Here is a 16,153-nt window from a genome sequence, read left to right as displayed (position 1 = left end):
GCAAAAATTTTGTGCAGCGGCGCGGTGACGCGCCGCTTCCTGCGCCCCTTCCCGGGCGCAGGCCCTCACGGGACTTGCCCGAGGGCTGCCCGCGCGCAAATGATCCGCTTACTGGAACTTCGGTTCCATAAATCGGAACAAGAGGCCCGGGTGACCATCCTTCACAACGCCGCCGACGTCCTGCGCTGCTTCGGAACCGGGTGCTCGGACATCACGGTGACCGAGGTGACGGCGCGTCTGGGCCTGCCCAAGGCCTCGGCCTCGCGTCTGCTGAAGGCGATGCGCGACTGCGGCATGCTCGAGACCATCGGCGAGACGCGCCGCCACCGGCCCGGGCGCATGATGCTCGACCTCGCCGCGGCCTTCCGGCACTCGTCCGGGCTCATCGGCCGGGCGAGCGAGGTCGTCGCGGCGACCACCCGCCGCTTCGGCCATACCGGCTACGTCTCGCTGCGCGACGGGCGCGAGGTCACGGCCATCGCCGATTTCGAGGGCACGAACCAGCTGCGGGTCGTGTCGAACATCGGCCGCCGCCTGCCCGCCCATGCCAGTTCGACCGGCCGCACCCTGCTGGCGCGGATGACCGACGCCGAGGTCGCCCGGCTTTACGAAGGCCACGACGACCTGCCGGCGCTGCTGGCGCGCCTGCAACAGGTGCGCACCGAGGGCTTCGCCGTCTCGACGCAGGAAACCACCATGGGCGTCGAAGGCATCGCCATCGCCGTGGCGGATCCCGCCACCGACGAGGCGGTCAGCCTCTGCATCGTCTATCCCCACACCCTGGTCACCCCCGGCGAGCGCGACGAGATGGTCGCCATGCTCGGCGAGGGTGCCCGGGAGATCGCCGCCTCGCTGGGCGACGCGGCCTTCACCCCGCCCCTTCTCAAGAACAGGATCCCGGAATGAGCCCTGCCACCCCCCGCTGGCGCGTCGGTTTCGACATCGGCGGCACTTTCACCGACTTCGTGCTCTATGACGGCCAGACCGCCAGCGTCGCGCTGCACAAGCGGCTGACCACCCCGCACGACCCGTCGGAGGCCGCGCTGAAGGGGTTGGAAGAGATCCTGCAGATGAACGGCGTCACCCATGCCGACCTCGGCGAGATCGTGCACGGCACGACGCTGGTGACCAACGCGGTGATCGAGCGCAAGGGCGCGCCGGTCGGCCTGATCACCACCGAGGGCTTCCGCGACGTGCTCGAGGCCGGGACCGAGCAGCGCTACGACATCTACGACCTGTTCGTGACCTTCCCCGAGCCGATGGTCCGCCGCGACCTGCGCCTTGAAGTGGCCGAGCGGATCGACGCGACCGGCACCGTCGTCACCCCGCTCGACGAGACCGCGGTGCTGCGCGCGGCCGAGGCGCTGGTCGCCGCCGGCTGCGAGGCGATCGCGGTCGCCTTCCTGCATTCCTACATCAACCCCGACCACGAACGCCGTGCCGGCGAGATCATCCGCGCCGCCTTCCCCGAGATCTCGGTCTCGCTTTCGGCCGAGGTCGTGGCCGAGATGGGCGAGTACCAGCGGATCGTCACCACCGCCGCCAACGCCTTCGTGCAGCCGCTGATGCACCGCTACCTCACCCGGCTCGAAGGGGCGCTGCGCGACCGGGGCTTCGCGGGCCCGCTGCGACTGATGCACTCGGCGGGCGGGCTCGTCTCGCTCGAGACGGCGCGCGACTTCCCGATCCGCCTGCTGGAAAGCGGCCCCGCCGGCGGCGGGCTTGCCACCGCGCTCTTCGGCAAGGCCGCCGGGCTCGAGGACGTGATCTCCTTCGACATGGGCGGCACCACCGCCAAGGCCTGCATGATCGAGCATGGCCGCGCCGAGGTCGCCCCGATGATGGAGGCCGCCCGCGTCCACCGCTTCACCCGCGGCTCCGGCCTGCCGATCAAGGCGCCGGTGATCGAGATGATCGAGATCGGCGCCGGCGGCGGCTCGATCGCGGCGATCGACGAGGTCGGCCTGCTGAAGGTCGGCCCGCATTCGGCCAGCTCGGACCCGGGCCCGGCCTGCTACGGCATGGGCGGCCTGCAGCCCACCGTGACCGACGCGAACCTCGTGCTGGGCTATTACGACCCCGGCTTCTTCCTTGGTGGGCGCATGACGCTCGACCTGCCGGCCGCGCGTGACGCCATCGGCCGCGTCGCCGCGCCGCTCGGCCTCGGGATCGAGGAAGCCGCGCTGGGCATCCACAAGGTCGTGGTCGAAAGCATGGCCTCGGCCGCCCGCGTCCATCTCGTCGAACGCGGCAAGGACCCGCGGCAATACGCGATGGTCGGCTTCGGCGGCGCCGGTCCCGCCCATGCCGTCGACGTGGCCCGCGCCATGGGCATCGCCAAGGTGCTGGTGCCGCCGGCCTCGGGCGCGGCCTCGGCGCTCGGCTTCCTTGCCGCGCCGCTCTCGCATGAAGGCGTGCGCTCGCAACGCATCGAGCTTGCGCCGGGCTTCGACGTCGCCGCGGTGAACGCGATCTTCGACGGGCTCGAGGCAGAGGGCCTGCACCATCTCGAACGCGCCGGCGTCGCGAGGGCCGACGCGATCCTCGAGCGCACCGCCGACATGCGTCTGGTCGGCCAGATGCACGAGATCTCGGTCACCCTGCCCGCCGGGCCGATCACCGAGGCCGACCTGCCCGCGATCCGCGCGGCCTTCGTCGCCACCTACTCGACCCGCTTCGCCGCCCCCTTCGAGGGCGCGCGCTTCGAAGCCGTCAACTTCCGCTCGCGCGTGTCGGGCCCGACGCCGCAGCTGGCGCTGACCGGCGCGGCCGGCGGCGGCGACACCGGCGCCAAGGTGAAATCGACCCGCACCTGCCACTTCGAGGAAGGCGCGTTCGAGACCAAGGTCTACGACCGCTACGCGCTGCGCCCCGGCGACGAGATCGCGGGCCCGGCGATCATCGAGGAACGGGAATCGACCACCGTCGTCGGCCCCGCCGACAAGGTGACCATCGACGGCAGCCTCACGCTCTGCGTCGAGATCGGCGCGCTGCCCGCGGCCGACGCGCTGGTGACCGAGGGCATGTCGCGCGCCGAGGCGGTGGCCAAGATCGAGGCCGACCCGATCGGGCTCGAGATCATGTGGTCGCGCCTCGTGAATGTGGTCGAGGAGATGTGGCTGACCGTCTGCCGCACCGCCTTCTCGCTGGTGATCGCCGAAAGCCAGGACTTCGCCTGCGAGCTTCTGGACCGCGACGGCGAGACGCTGGCGCACTCCCCGCGCGCCATGCCGGTCTTCAACCTGACGCTGCCGCTGGCGGTCAAGGCGCTGCTGAAGCGCTACCCGGCCGAGACGCTGAAGCCCGGCGACGTGCTGATCACCAACGACCCCTGGCTCTGCGCGGGCCATCTCTTCGACATCGCGATCGTCACCCCGGCGTTCCGCGACGGCAAGCTGGTGGGCCTGATGGGCACCGTCGGCCATGTCTCGGACATCGGCGGCACCAAGGACTCGCTCCGGGCGCGCGAGATCTTCGAAGAGGGCCTGCAGATCCCGCCGATGAAGCTGATCGACGCGGGCAAGCCGAACGAGAGCCTGATCGAACTGATCCGCGAGAACGTCCGCAACCCCGATCAGGTGCTGGGCGACATCTTCTCCTTCGTCGCCGCGAACGAACTGGGGGCCGAGCGGCTGCGCGCCTTCATGTCGGACTACGGCATGGCGGATCTGGGCGCGCTGGCCGAGGTGGTGCAGGGCCTGTCCGAAAAGGCGATGCGCGATGCGATCCGGGCGATCCCGGACGGCGACTACCATTCGGTCATCACCAACAACCCGCTGGGCGAGGTGCTGACCTACCCGGTGAAGGTGACGGTGGCGGGCGACAGCCTGTCGGTGGATTTCGACGGCGCGCCGCCGCAGCTGCCGCAGGGCGGGCTGAACTCGACCCTGAACTACACCGCGGCGCACACGACCTATCCGCTGAAATGCATGCTCACCCCCACGGTGCGCGGCAACGCGGGCTGCTACCGTCCGTTCTCGGTCACCGCGCCCGAGGGCTCGATCCTGAACCCGCAGCGGCCGGCGGCGGTGAACATCCGCACCCGCACCGGCTGGTACATCGCGCCGAACGTCTTCGCCGCGCTGTCGGGCGCCGCGCCCGAGGCGGTGCAATCGCACACCGGCCTGCCGACCGTGGCCAATGTCTATGGCAAGGATGCGCAGGGGCGGCTCTATTCCGACATGCTGTTCTCGGGCGGCGGTCAGGGCGGCTCGGCCCGCGGTGATGGCCAGTCGGCGCTGCTCTGGCCGACCTCGGCCGCCAACACCTCGATCGAGCTGATGGAAAGCCGCGCCCCGATCCTGGTGATCGAGAAGACCTTCGCGCAGGACTCGGGCGGCGCCGGCAAGATGCGCGGCGGCCTCGGTCAGCGCGTGCGGTTCCGCAAGATCGCCGACGACGGCCTGCCGATGCTGGCCTCGATCTATCCCGAGGGCGTCAACAACCCGATCGACGGGCTGTTCGGCGGCCATCCCGGCGGCTCTGCCGCGGGCCGGATCCTGTCGCCCGAGGGCGAAGTGACCCGCGATCTCGGCACCGGCGACCTGGTGACGCTGACGCGCGCCTCGGAAATCGTCGAGATCGTGCTGGCCGGCGGCGCGGGCTATGGCCCGGCGGCGGAACGCGACCCGGCCGCGGTCTCGCGCGATCTCGCGCTGGGATACATCTCGCCCGAACATGCGGCGGCCTTCTACGGAGTGACCGCCGCACCGCAGGCAGCCCCGGCGGCCGGTGCGGGCGCCAGCGCCGATCCGGTCAAGTGACAACCACGAGCCGCCGGGACCAACCGGCGGCCGCCCCCCCGGCCCGGCACCACCCCGCCGGGCGCACCGCCCGACAAGGAGCAAACCCCGTGACCTCGACCTTCGACCTCTCGCGCCGGACCCTGCTGGCGCTCGCCGGTGCCGGGCTCGCCTCGGCCGTGCTGCCCTCGCGCAGCTTCGCCCAGGCCGGTGGCCGGATGCTGGTGATCGCCTCGAACCAGGACATCCCGAACTTCGACCCGCACACCTCGTCGGGATATTCGGCCTCGTTCCTTCTGCGCAACACCTACGACCCGCTGGTGCGCGTCGCCAAGAACCCGCCCGAAGCGGTGCCGGCGCTGGCCGAAAGCTGGGAGATGGGGGCCGATGGCACCAGCTACACCTTCAAGCTGAACCCGGCCGCGGTCTTCCATTCCGGCGCCCCGGTGACGGCCGCGGACGTGGCCTATTCCTTCACCCGCGCGATGACGCTGGCCAAGGGCAACTCGTGGATGCTGCGCGGCATCCTCGACCCGGCCAAGGTCGTGGCCGCCGACGACAAGACCGTCACCTTCACGCTCGAGAAGCCCTTCGCCGCCTTCCTCGCGGTGCTGCCGTGGTTCCCGATCGTCGAGAAGGCGCTGGTCGAGGCGAACCTCGGCGCCGACCAGGGCCAGACCTGGCTGATGACCAACACCGCCGGTTCGGGCCCCTTCACCGTCGGCCGCTTCCAGGTCGGCACGATGTACTACCTCGCCCGCGCCCCCAAGGCCTGGCAGCCGGGTGGCGGCAATCTGGACGGGATCATCTGGCAGATCGTGCGCGAAACCGCGAGCCAGCGCCTGATGCTGCAGCGCGGCGAGGCGCATGTCGCCGTCGACCTGACGTCCGAGGACATGGATGCGCTTCAGGGCGCGGCCGGCGTCACCCGGGTGATCGAGCCCGAGTACCGCACCTTCTCGATCAAGATGAACACCGCGCATGGCCCGCTGGCGGACATCAACCTGCGCAAGGCGATCAGCTACGCGACGAACTACCAGGCGATCCTCGACGCCGCCGGCTATGCCGACCTGATGGTCGGGCCGCTGCCGAACGGCATCATGGGCCATGACCCGCAGCTCGACGTGCCGCGGATGGACCTTGCGAAGGCGAAGGAATTCCTCGCCAAGTCCGCGACGCCCGAGGGCGGCATCACCCTTAAGATGGTCCATGTCTCGGGGCTGGAACAACAGCGCCGCTGGGCGCTGATCATGCTCGACAGCCTCAAGGCGCTGAACATCACGCTGGAAATCCAGCCGATGAACTGGCCGGACATGGTCGCGGCCTGCGCCAAGCCCGAAACCTTCCCCGACCTGTTCCCGGTCTACCAGACCGCGAACTACGGCGACCCGGACAACATCGCCTTCGCCGCCTACCACTCGTCGCGCAACGGCGGCTGGCAGAATGCGGTCTACAAGAACCCCGAGGTCGACGCGCTGATCGAACAGGGCCGCACCGAGATCGACCCGGCCAAGCGGCAGGAGATCTACGAGGCGTTCCAGAAGGCGGTCGTGGCCGATGCGCCCGACGTCTTCGGCGTGCTCGAGCGGCGCAAGCTCGCGATGCGCGACGCGGTGGCGGGCTACGCCTTCTGCCCGGTCGCCTCGAACGCGGTCGAGTGCTGGCCGCTGTCGCTGTCCTGACCCCTGTCTGACGACCGGTCCGGGCCGCCCCGCGGCCCGGGTCCCGCCCTAGAACGACACCTGCCGACCACCGCCCACCGCCCACCGCCTGCCGCCCACCGCCCGCCGGAGACCCGATGATCCGTTTCATCCTGCGCCGCCTGCTTCTGCTGATCCCCGTGATCATCGGGCTGACGATGATCATGTTCGCCATCGCCCGGCTGCTGCCCGGCGATCCGGTCGGCCTTGCCGCCGGCCCGAACGCGACCGCGGCCGAACGCGCCGCGCTGGCCACCGAATTCGGTCTCGACCGTCCGGTGTGGGAACAGTACGCGACCTATGTCGGCGGGCTGGCGCATGGCGACTTCGGCACCTCGCTGCTGACCCGCCGCCCGGTCGGCGCCGATCTGGCCGCCTACCTGCCCGCGACGCTGGAACTGGTCTTCGCCGCCATGTTCATCGCCGTGGCCCTGGGCATCCCGCTGGGCCTGATCACCGCGCTCTGGCGCAACCGCTGGCCCGACTATGTCTCGCAGGTGCTGGCGATCGGGGCGATCTCGATGCCGCGCTTCTTCCTCGGGCTGCTGCTGCAGCTGTGCTTCGCGATGTGGCTGATGTGGCTGCCGCTGGGCGGCCGGCTGCCGATCATCGTCTTCCCGCCCGAACCCATCACCGGCTTCATCACCCTCGATGCGCTGCTGACCGGCGACTGGCAGGTCTTCACCACCGCGCTGCGCCACCTGATCATGCCCGCCGTCGCGCTGTCGCTGTCACCCCTTGCGACGATCATGCGGATGATGCGCGCCTCGACCATCGAGGTCATGGGCCAGGACTACGTGATGACCGCCCGCGCGCTGGGTCTGCCGCGCCACAAGATCCTCGGCCGGGTCATCGCCCGCAATGCCGTCTCGGCCACGCTCACCGTGATCGGGCTCTACTTCGGCTGGCTCCTCGGCGGCACCGTGCTGGTCGAGACGGTGTTCGACTGGCCGGGCCTCGGGCTTTACGCCACCAAGGCGATCCTGTCGCAGGACATGATGCCGGTGATCGGCGTCGCGCTGGTGATCGGCCTGATCTTCGTGCTCGCCAACCTGGTGATCGACCTGGCCTACGGCCTCATCAACCCGAAGGTCCGCTACGCATGACCGACACCTCCGCCGCCCCCGCCCCGGCAAAGGCTCGCAACGATGGCGTGGCCCGGATGCTCTACCGCTTCCGGCAAAGCCGGCTGTCGATGGTCGGTGCCGCGCTCGTCGCGCTGGTGCTGTTCTTCGCGGCCTTCGGCCCGATGCTGGCCCCCTACCCCGGCCATGTCGCCGGCGGGGTCGAGACCGCGTCGCGCTTCCAGCCGCCCTCGGTCGCGCATCCCTTCGGCACCAACGAGCTTGGCCAAGACGTGCTGTCGCTGACCATGGCCGGAACGACCGTCTCGGTGCTGGCGGGCTTCGGCGTGGTGTTGATCGGTGCGCTGATCGGCACCGTGGTCGGCGCCGTCGCGGGGTATGTCGGCGGCTGGACGGACGAGGCGCTGATGCGCTTCACCGACCTCACCCTGACGATCCCGGGCCTGATCCTCGCGATGGCGATCGCGGCGGCGCTCGGCCCCGGCTTCCAGAACATGGTGCTGGCGATCTCGCTGTCCTGGTGGCCCGGCTACGCGCGGCTGGTCCGCGGCGAGGTGCTGGCCGCGCGGGAAGAGGTCTATGTCACCGCCGCCCGCGCCACCGGCGCCGGGCCCGGGCGGATCCTGTTCCGCCACGTGCTGCCGAACTGCGTCTCACCGATCATCGTGAAGATGTCGCTCGACATGGGCTTCGCGATCCTGACCGTGGCGGGCCTGGGCTTCATCGGCATCGGGGTCCGGCCGCCGACGCCGGAATGGGGCACCCTGCTGTCGAACGCGCGCAGCTACATGCCGGACTACTGGTGGACGGCGATGGCCCCGGGCATGGCGATGTTCGTCGCGGTCTTCGGCTTCAACCTGCTCGGCGACGGGCTGCGCGACATCCTCGATCCGAAAGGCCGCCGCTGATGACCGCGCCGCTTCTGGAAATCCGCGACCTGCACCTGACGATGCGCTCGTTCCACGGCGAGGCGCATGTGCTCAACGGCGTCGAGCTGACGGTCGAGCGTGGCCAGATCTGGGGCCTCGTGGGCGAGTCGGGCTGCGGCAAGTCGCTGACCGGCCTGTCGATCTCGCGCCTGGTCTCGACACCGCCGGGGCGCTACCCCTCGGGCAGCGTCCGGCTCGAGGGGCAGGAGCTGACCACGCTGCCGCCGCGCGCCATGCAGGCGCTGCGCGGCAAACGGATCGGCATGATCTTCCAGGACCCGACCACCAACCTGAACCCGACGGCGCGGATCGGCACCCAGCTGACCGACGTGGCGCTGGCCGCCGCCGCCCATGATCCGCGGGTGCTGGGCAGCGAGCGGCGCCTTGGCGCCTTCGCCCGCAAGGCCGCGGCGCGCAAGGTGGCAGTCGAGATGCTGGCCCGCGTCGGCATCCCCGATCCCGAGACGCGGATGCAGAGCTATCCGCACGAATTCTCGGGCGGGATGCGGCAGCGGGTGCTGATCGCGATGGCGCTGATCGGCCGGCCCGACCTTCTGATCGCCGACGAGCCGACCACCGCCCTCGACGTCAGCGTGCAGGCGCAGATCCTGTCGCTGCTGAAGGGCATGGTCAGCGACCACGACATCGGGGTGATCCTGATCACCCACAATCTCGGCGTCGTGTCCGAGACCTGCACCCATGTCGCCGTCATGTATGCCGGCAACGTGGTCGAGCGTGGTCCGGTGTCCGAGGTTCTGGGCCGCCCCCGCCACCCCTACACCCGCGCGCTGATGGCCGCGATCCCGACACGCGGCACCGCCCGCGGCGCGCTGAAGGGGCTCGAGGGCACGGTGCCCGACCTCGTCCGCCCGCCCCCCGGCTGCCGCTTCGCCCCGCGCTGCACCCGCGCGACCGAGACCTGCCGCACCGCCCTGCCGGCGATGCGCCCGCTTGGTCCCGGCCACGAGGTCGCCTGCCTGCACCCGATCGAGGAGCCCGCCCATGTCTGAGCCGATCCTGCAGATCGAGGGCGTGACCAAGACCTATCCCGGCCGCGCCGGGCTCTTCGGCCGCTCGGCCCCGGTGCAGGCGCTCAAGGGCGTCTCGCTGTCGGTCGGACGCGGGGAAAGTTTCGGGCTGGTCGGTGAAAGCGGCTCGGGCAAGACGACGCTCACCCGATCGATCCTGCGGCTCGAAGAGCCGACCTCGGGGCGGATCCTGTTCGAGGGGCAGGACATGGCGACGCTTTCGCCCGCCGCGATTCGGGCGCTGCGGGCGCGGATCCAGATCGTCTTCCAGGACCCCTATGCCTCGCTCAACCCGCGGATGACCGTGCAGCAGATCATCTGCGAACCGATGGTGGTGCACCGCGCTACGCTGGGCCTGAGCGCGGCCCAGCGGCGCGACCGCGCGGCCGAACTGCTGACGCTCGTCGGCCTTGGCCCGCAGCACCTGTCGCGTCATCCGCACGAATTCTCGGGCGGGCAGCGGCAGCGCATCGGGATCGCCCGGGCGCTGGCCCCGAAGCCCGACCTGCTGCTGCTGGACGAGCCGACCTCGGCGCTGGATGTCAGCGTGCAGGCACAGGTGCTGAACCTGCTGATCGAACTGCAGGACCGGCTCGGCCTGACCTACTTCTTCATCAGCCACGACCTTGCAGTGGTGCGTTACCTCTGCGACCGGGTCGCGCTGATCCACCGCGGCACGCTGGTCGAGCAGGGCCCGACCGAGCGCATCTTCGACGCTCCCGAAAGCGACTATGCCCGCGGGCTGATCGCCGCGGCGCCCGAGGTCCGGCAAAGGGCTTGACTGCGGGCCTGACCCCGGGCGCCGACAGGACGGGCGAAACTGTGCGAGCGCCGCCGAAGCGGCGCCGGCGCCTCAGGCGTCCAGCCAGCCCGGCGGCAGCCGAACGTGCTTGATCGCCCGACGATGCGCCGTGTAGGCGCAATGGATCGTGCCGTCCGGTGCCTCGATCAGCATCGGATAGCTCAGCTCCTTGTTGTGACCGTCGACCGAGTTATTGCTGACGCAGGTGCCGGGGCCGTCCTCGACCACGCGGCGCAGCGGGAAGCTGCGGCCCTCGTCCTGCGACACCACGATCGCCATCGGCGCGCGCGGCACGCCCCAGATCGGAACGATACCGCCCTCGGTGCTGGCATCGGGCCGGTCGTCGCTTTCCTCGAGCTCGTCATACAGCGACGCGCGGCGGTCGCTGTGCATCTGCGCGTTGACCGGGTTGCAGATCATCGCGATGCGCCCGTCGCGCAGCCGGATCACCCCGATCGACGAGTTGTTGTTGGGCACGTCGGTGGCCCCGGTCACCGTCCAGCTTTCGCCGCCGTCGGCGCTTTCCGCCCGCCAGACGAAATCGGCCTGCCGGCGGCGATAGAAGGCCGCCATCCGGCCGCCGCCCAGCGGCACGATCGACATGTGCACGCAGCCGAGCGACCCGGGCACATGCACCATCCGCCAGCTCGCGCCGCGATCCTCGCTGATCGCCACCGCGGCGGTGTCATGCGCCCCCGTCCACCGCTGGCCCGGGCGCTGCACGCAGAGGAACAGCGGCAGAAGCCAGGCGCCATCCTCGCGCACGACGACCGGCGCGCGCACGAAGGTGCCCGCCGGCAGCGGCAGCGCCTCGGGCGCGTCGGAAACCACGCCATTCGGCCCGGGCATCAGCTGCCGGGTGCGCACCAGGCTCGAATCCTGATTGCCGGCAATCTGCGCGGTGTGGAACAGACGCAGCGCCCCCGTCCCCGGCTCGACGAACAGAACCGGGTTCTGCTCGGAGCGTTCGGGATCGTCGCTGACCCGGCTCGCCTCGCTCCAGCGGTCCGACCCGGGGGCCAGCAGCGCGACATGGCTCGAGATATCGGACTTCCCCTCGAGGCTGCCGGCGAACCAGGCGCAGGCCAGTTGGCCGTCGGGCAGCCAGGCAAGGAAGGCCGCGTGGTTCTGGACCATGGGCGAGGGCAGGAAGGCGGTGCCGACACCAGAGGCATCGGTGGCGATCTCGCCGGTCATCCGCAGGGCAATCTCCTCGGGCGTCATGTCCATCTCCTCCTCGTTCGTTCGACGGCGAAGCGACTCTGTCGCTTTACGGATAATTGTCAAGTTGACAAAATATTGATCGCGAATACTGCACTGTAATCGCACGAGTAATTTCGATGAAGCTTGCGTAAAAATTTGCGCTACGCGACAAATCTACCCCAATTTACAAATCATCGGCATGTTGTCAGTTTCCGCACCTGCGCCACCCGGGTGTCGGCGCCACCGGAGTCGGGGTGCGGCCAGCACCGCGCCGAAGAAGAGGTTGTCGATGTCGACGATGATCGGCGTGGCCGGCCCAGCCCAGCCCAGCCCAGCCCAGCCCAGCCCAGCCCAGCCGGGCATCTATTTGAAACCCACAAGGGCCTACAGTCAGGGGAACAGCGCATTGCGATCAGCGTCAGAAGCGTGACCCTGCCGGGGATGAGCCCCGACAGCAGGAACAGGGTCAGCGCGACCCATCGCCCGGCGCGCATCGCGATCCCCAGCGCGATCCCGCTGCAGACGGCGGGCGCCATTTTGCCCGGCGGCATCGCAACACCAGCACCGCGGCCCGCGCCCGATAGATCCAGACGCCGACGGCGGGAAAGACACGGTCGCAAAGCCGTTGCTGGCGCGGGCGCATGATCCGTTCTAACCCTCGCAACTGCGGAACCGGCGCTCAGAGCGCGGCGGGGTTCAGCACCCGCGCCGGGCGCCCGCCCGACAGCAGCGTCACGATATCCTCGACCACCATCAGCCCCATGTTCTCGACCGCTTCCAGCGTGTCCGCGCCCGAATGCGGCATGAACACCGCCTTGGGATGCGCGAAGACCGGGTGCGACACATCCGGCGGCTCGGTCACATAGGCGTCGATCGCCACCCCGCCCAACTGCCCCGTGTCCAGCGCCGCCGCCACCGCGTCGAGATCCACGACCTCACCCCGGGCAAGGTTCAGAAGCCGCGCGCCGGGCTTCATCCGCGCGATGGCCGCCGCGTCGATCAGCGCCGCGTTGTCCTTGCCGCCGAAGATGTGCAGCGACAGGTAGTCGGAAGCCTCGATCAGCCGTTCGAAGGGCACGATCTCGATGCCATGCGCGGCGGCGAAGGCGGCATCGGCATTGGGATCGCTCGCCATCACCTGCATCCCAAGACCGCGGGCCTTTCGCGCCAGCGACCGGCCGATGTTGCCGAAGCCCAGCACCCCCAGCGTCTTGCCGCCCAACTGCGTGCCGACCTGCCGCTGCCAGCCGCCCGAGGCGACGCTGGTGTGGCCGGCCGGGATCGCGCGGGCCAGCGCGAACATCAGCCCCACCGCAAGCTCGGCCACCGCATCGGCATTCGCGCCCGGCGTGTTCAGCACCGGCAGCCCGCGCGCCGTGCAGGCGGGAATGTCGATGGTGTCGGTGCCGACGCCATGCTTCAGCACCGCCTTCAGCTGCGGGCCCGCCGCGGCCAGCAGATCCTCGGTCACCGGCACCAGTCCGGCGACCAGGAAATCCGCCCGCCCGATGTGATCGAGCGCGCCACCAAAGGGCAGGCTCGTGTCGATGCAGCGCACCAGGTCCAGCCCCGCGGCCTCGATCCGCTCCGGCACCCGTCCATGCCGCCCGAAGGCCGGCGAGGTGCTGACGACGACGGCCTTTCCGGACACGCTCATGCCCGGACCGCGGCCTTGCGGTTGGCGGCCAGCCGCGCGGCATAGTCCAGCGCGCAGATCATGTTGGCGTGGTTCGCCAGACCCTTGCCGGCAATGTCGAAGGCGGTGCCGTGATCGACCGAGGTGCGGTCGATCGGCAGGCCCAGCGACACGTTCACCGCGGTGTCGAAGGCCACCAGCTTGATCGGGATATGGCCCTGGTCGTGATACTGCGCGATCACCAGGTCGAAGGCCCCGGAATAGGCGCGGTAATAAACCGTATCGGCCGAGATCGGGCCGACGACGTTGATCCCCTCGGCCTTCGCCAGCTCGACGCCGGGGCGGATCGCATTGTCATCCTCGGTGCCGAACAGCCCGTTCTCGCCGCAATGCGGGTTGATGCCGGCAACGGCGATGCGGGGGTTCTCGTAACCCATGCGCTTGAGGTGTTCGTGCCCGGTGCGCACCGTGGCCAGCACCCGCTCGGGCGTGGCGCGGGTGATCGCGGTCGAAAGCGAGACATGGGTCGAGACGTGGATCACCTTCAGACGCTCGGACGCCAGCAGCATCCAGGACGATTTCGACCCCGTCAGATGCGCAAGCATGCCGGTGTGGCCGTCATAGTGATGGCCGGCGGCGTTCAGCGCCTCCTTGTTGATCGGCGCGGTGACGATCCCCGCGGCCGAACCGTCCAGCGACATCTTCACCGCCTGGTCGATGTAGCGGAAGCTCGCCTCGCCGCAGGCCGGATCGAGCACGCCGAATTTGCCGGGCAGGTTCGGCACGTCGACATGGCGCAGGATCAGCGCGCCCGACGCCGCGGCACTGCCGTACTCGGCGATCGCGATGTCCGAGCCGGCGCCCCGGCGGGCGCGCTCGATGGTGTCGCGGTCGCCGATGACCACGAAACCGGCGCGCGCCTCGGGCGCCATCTGCGCCAGCGCCTTCACCGTCACCTCGGCGCCGACGCCGGACGGGTCGCCCATGGTGATCGCGATGGGGGGACGGGTGGTCATGGCTTCTTCCTCCAGCAGCTTGCGCCCATTCAAGACCCGAGTCAGGACAAGTTGTCAACTGAAGATGGCCGCGCAGATATGGCGTTATCCACCGTCATCACTGGGTTTACGCGCCTCAACGCCAAGAATGACACCAAGTTTCCGCGGGATGTGCTTTACATCTTTACGACGCTGCGCCAGTCTCGACCAAGGAGGACCTGCCATGAAAGTGATGATCGTCGCGGATGACCTGACCGGTGCGCTGGACAGCGCCGCGCCCTTCGCGATGGCAGGGCTGCGCACCGTGGTGCTGCGCCGGATCGAGGGAATCGGCTCGGTCGGCCCGGGCACCGAGGTGCTCGCGCTCAGCACCGGGTCGCGCGACGGCAGTCGCGAGGCCGCGCAGGCGGCCGTCGCCCGCGCGCTCGACCTGCTGCCGCGACCGCCAGAGATCCTGATGAAGAAGGTCGACTCGCGCCTGAAAGGCCATATCGCGGCCGAGACCGGGCTGCTGGCCGACTGGGCCGGCCGCGGCCGCTGTCTCGCGCTGCCCGCGATCCCGGACATGGGCCGCGTCGTGCGGGCGGGCGCGGTGACCGGCAGCGGTGTCGCGACACCGATCCCCGTCGCCGCCGCCCTGTCGCCCCTCGCCGCCGACGCGCCGGATTGCGCGTCCGATGGCGATCTCGACGCCGCGCTGGAGGCCGCGGGGTCGTTGCGCGACCTCGTGCTGGTCGGCGCCCGCGGGCTGTCCGCCGCGCTGGCCCGCCGCATCGGCCGCGGCCTTACCCCATTGGCCGGCAGCCTGCCCGCGCCGCTGCTGATGGCCGTGGGCTCGCGCGATCCGATCACGCTGGCGCAGATCGCGGCGCTGGAAGGCATCCCCGCCGAGCATGCCCCCGACGGGCGGGGCCTGAAGACCCCGGACACGGGCTACACGGCCCCCGTCACCCTCGTGCGGATGACCGACGGCGGCGGCGGCGTGCCCGCGGCCGAGGCCGGCGCCCGCTTCGCCCAGGGCATCGCCGCCCGGATCCGCCGCAGCCCGCCCGCCACCCTGCTGGCCTGCGGCGGCGAGACGGCGAACGCGGTCCTCGCCGCGCTGGGGATCGACCGGCTCGACCTCGACGGCGACATCCTTCTCGGCATCCCGCTGGCCCGCGCGCAGCTCGATGGTGTCCCGCTGGCCATACTCACCAAGTCCGGCGGCTTCGGCGGCGCGGAAAGTTTGCGGGCCCTCGCCGACATGGTTAAAAGCGCGGACGGCTTCGCCCTACCGCTCGGATTGGCGACCTGATGCAGGAGAGGGCAAGAATGCGGCCATCGCTCGCCGACCGGATCTATCACCAGCTCTACGGCCGGATCGTCAACGGCGACTATCAGGCGCAGCAGAAGCTTCCCGCCGAAACCGTGCTGGCAGAGGAACTCGGCGTCTCGCGCCCGATCCTGCGCTCTGCGCTGGAGCGGCTGCGCGAAGAGGGTCTCGTCTACTCGCGGCAGGGGGCGGGCAGCTATGTCCGCCAGCCGCAGAAGCAGACCAGCCTCGGCTTCGCGAAGGTCGAGACCATCGCCGACATCCAGCGCTGCTACGAATTCCGCATGACGCTCGAGGTCGATGCCGCCCGCCTCGCGGCCGAGCGTCACAACGACGAGGCGCTGGCCGAGGTCGAACAGGCGCTGGCCCTGATGAGCGCCGCCACCGGCTCGCGCCAGCACCGCGAAGACGCGGATTTCGCCTTCCACATCGCCGTCGCCCGCGCCGCGAACAACCATTACTACGAAGCCGCGATGCGGGCCCTGCGCGAGCACATCCATGTCGGCATGAAGCTGCACGGCCAGTCGCTGATGTCGGATGGCACCTGGGCGCTGGAGCGGGTTCTGGCCGAGCATACCGGCGTCTTCGAGGCGATCCGCGACCGCCAGCCCGACGAGGCGTCGAGCAGGATGCGCGCCCATATCGAAAGCTCGCGCACGCGGCTGTTCGGGGGCGGCTTCGTGGATCTGCGGATGTAGGCGAAAGGCCGGCGGCACCT

Annotated in this window: 12 protein-coding genes; 9 read left to right on the top strand and 3 right to left on the bottom strand. The window is 70.1% G+C overall.

Annotation, left to right across the window (positions count from 1 at the left end; genetic code table 11):
• The first annotated feature begins 150 nt into the window (after positions 1 to 150).
• The 7 genes from V8J36_RS15075 (at position 151) to V8J36_RS15045 (ending at position 10,265) form a co-directional block, all read left to right on the top strand.
• Positions 151 to 906, top strand: coding sequence for an IclR family transcriptional regulator (locus V8J36_RS15075; RefSeq protein ID WP_336468139.1), 756 nt, complete (start codon positions 151 to 153; stop codon positions 904 to 906).
• The gene (locus tag V8J36_RS15070) at positions 903 to 4,763 is read left to right on the top strand and encodes a hydantoinase B/oxoprolinase family protein (protein ID WP_336468138.1); all 3,861 of its coding nucleotides are present in this window, start codon (positions 903 to 905) and stop codon (positions 4,761 to 4,763) included. Before V8J36_RS15075 ends, V8J36_RS15070 begins: the two co-directional genes overlap by 4 nt.
• An 89-nt stretch (positions 4,764 to 4,852) precedes the next feature.
• On the top strand, positions 4,853 to 6,424 hold the full coding sequence (locus tag V8J36_RS15065; RefSeq protein WP_336468137.1) for an ABC transporter substrate-binding protein: 1,572 nt from the start codon (positions 4,853 to 4,855) through the stop codon (positions 6,422 to 6,424).
• Positions 6,425 to 6,540: 116 nt separating this feature from the next.
• Positions 6,541 to 7,548, top strand: coding sequence for an ABC transporter permease (locus V8J36_RS15060; protein WP_336468136.1), 1,008 nt, complete (start codon positions 6,541 to 6,543; stop codon positions 7,546 to 7,548).
• Positions 7,545 to 8,435 carry an ABC transporter permease gene (locus tag V8J36_RS15055; protein ID WP_336468135.1) on the top strand — a complete coding sequence of 297 codons (891 nt, stop codon included), beginning with the start codon at positions 7,545 to 7,547 and terminating at the stop codon, positions 8,433 to 8,435. Before V8J36_RS15060 ends, V8J36_RS15055 begins: the two co-directional genes overlap by 4 nt.
• Entirely contained in the window at positions 8,435 to 9,466 is a 1,032-nt protein-coding gene (locus V8J36_RS15050) for an ABC transporter ATP-binding protein (protein ID WP_336468134.1), read from the top strand. The genes V8J36_RS15055 and V8J36_RS15050 overlap by 1 nt, the downstream gene beginning before the upstream one ends.
• Positions 9,459 to 10,265 (top strand): ATP-binding cassette domain-containing protein, encoded by an 807-nt coding sequence (locus tag V8J36_RS15045; protein WP_336468133.1) that lies wholly within the window; start codon positions 9,459 to 9,461, stop codon positions 10,263 to 10,265. Before V8J36_RS15050 ends, V8J36_RS15045 begins: the two co-directional genes overlap by 8 nt.
• A gap of 72 nt (positions 10,266 to 10,337) precedes the next feature.
• Here the strand turns inward: V8J36_RS15045 and V8J36_RS15040 are convergent, their stop codons facing one another.
• The 3 genes from V8J36_RS15040 to pdxA form a co-directional block, all read right to left on the bottom strand.
• Positions 10,338 to 11,516, bottom strand: a complete 1,179-nt coding sequence (locus V8J36_RS15040) for a sialidase family protein (RefSeq protein ID WP_336468132.1) — start codon at positions 11,514 to 11,516, stop codon at positions 10,338 to 10,340.
• Positions 11,517 to 12,168: 652 nt separating this feature from the next.
• Positions 12,169 to 13,146 (bottom strand): NAD(P)-dependent oxidoreductase, encoded by a 978-nt coding sequence (locus tag V8J36_RS15035; RefSeq protein ID WP_336468131.1) that lies wholly within the window; start codon positions 13,144 to 13,146, stop codon positions 12,169 to 12,171.
• A complete protein-coding gene (gene pdxA, locus V8J36_RS15030) occupies positions 13,143 to 14,141 on the bottom strand; it encodes a 4-hydroxythreonine-4-phosphate dehydrogenase PdxA (RefSeq protein WP_336468130.1) in 999 nt (332 codons plus the stop codon). The genes V8J36_RS15035 and pdxA overlap by 4 nt, the downstream gene beginning before the upstream one ends.
• A gap of 202 nt (positions 14,142 to 14,343) precedes the next feature.
• On the opposite strand from pdxA, the gene V8J36_RS15025 reads away from it, so the two are divergent.
• Together V8J36_RS15025 and V8J36_RS15020 are read left to right on the top strand one after the other, a co-directional pair.
• Positions 14,344 to 15,417 (top strand): four-carbon acid sugar kinase family protein, encoded by a 1,074-nt coding sequence (locus V8J36_RS15025; protein WP_336468129.1) that lies wholly within the window; start codon positions 14,344 to 14,346, stop codon positions 15,415 to 15,417.
• Between the two features lie 17 nt (positions 15,418 to 15,434).
• The gene (locus V8J36_RS15020; protein WP_336468128.1) at positions 15,435 to 16,133 is read left to right on the top strand and encodes a FadR/GntR family transcriptional regulator; all 699 of its coding nucleotides are present in this window, start codon (positions 15,435 to 15,437) and stop codon (positions 16,131 to 16,133) included.
• The last annotated feature ends 20 nt before the right edge of the window (positions 16,134 to 16,153 follow it).

The sequence above is a fragment of the Frigidibacter sp. MR17.14 genome, from assembly GCF_037095735.1.
GTDB lineage: Bacteria > Pseudomonadota > Alphaproteobacteria > Rhodobacterales > Rhodobacteraceae > Frigidibacter.
This window is presented reverse-complemented; position numbering and strand designations above follow the sequence as displayed.

Excerpts from the sequence above, each read along its gene's own strand:
- V8J36_RS15070 (WP_336468138.1), top strand. The coding sequence starts at position 903 with ATGAGCCCTGCCACCCCCCGCTGGCGCGTCGGTTTCGACATCGGCGGC.
- V8J36_RS15060 (WP_336468136.1), top strand. The coding sequence starts at position 6,541 with ATGATCCGTTTCATCCTGCGCCGCCTGCTTCTGCTGATCCCCGTGATC.
- V8J36_RS15055 (WP_336468135.1), top strand. The coding sequence starts at position 7,545 with ATGACCGACACCTCCGCCGCCCCCGCCCCGGCAAAGGCTCGCAACGAT.
- V8J36_RS15050 (WP_336468134.1), top strand. The coding sequence starts at position 8,435 with ATGACCGCGCCGCTTCTGGAAATCCGCGACCTGCACCTGACGATGCGC.
- V8J36_RS15045 (WP_336468133.1), top strand. The coding sequence starts at position 9,459 with ATGTCTGAGCCGATCCTGCAGATCGAGGGCGTGACCAAGACCTATCCC.
- V8J36_RS15040 (WP_336468132.1), bottom strand. The coding sequence starts at position 11,516 with ATGGACATGACGCCCGAGGAGATTGCCCTGCGGATGACCGGCGAGATC.
- V8J36_RS15035 (WP_336468131.1), bottom strand. The coding sequence starts at position 13,146 with ATGAGCGTGTCCGGAAAGGCCGTCGTCGTCAGCACCTCGCCGGCCTTC.
- pdxA (WP_336468130.1), bottom strand. The coding sequence starts at position 14,141 with ATGACCACCCGTCCCCCCATCGCGATCACCATGGGCGACCCGTCCGGC.
- V8J36_RS15025 (WP_336468129.1), top strand. The coding sequence starts at position 14,344 with ATGAAAGTGATGATCGTCGCGGATGACCTGACCGGTGCGCTGGACAGC.
- V8J36_RS15020 (WP_336468128.1), top strand. The coding sequence starts at position 15,435 with ATGCGGCCATCGCTCGCCGACCGGATCTATCACCAGCTCTACGGCCGG.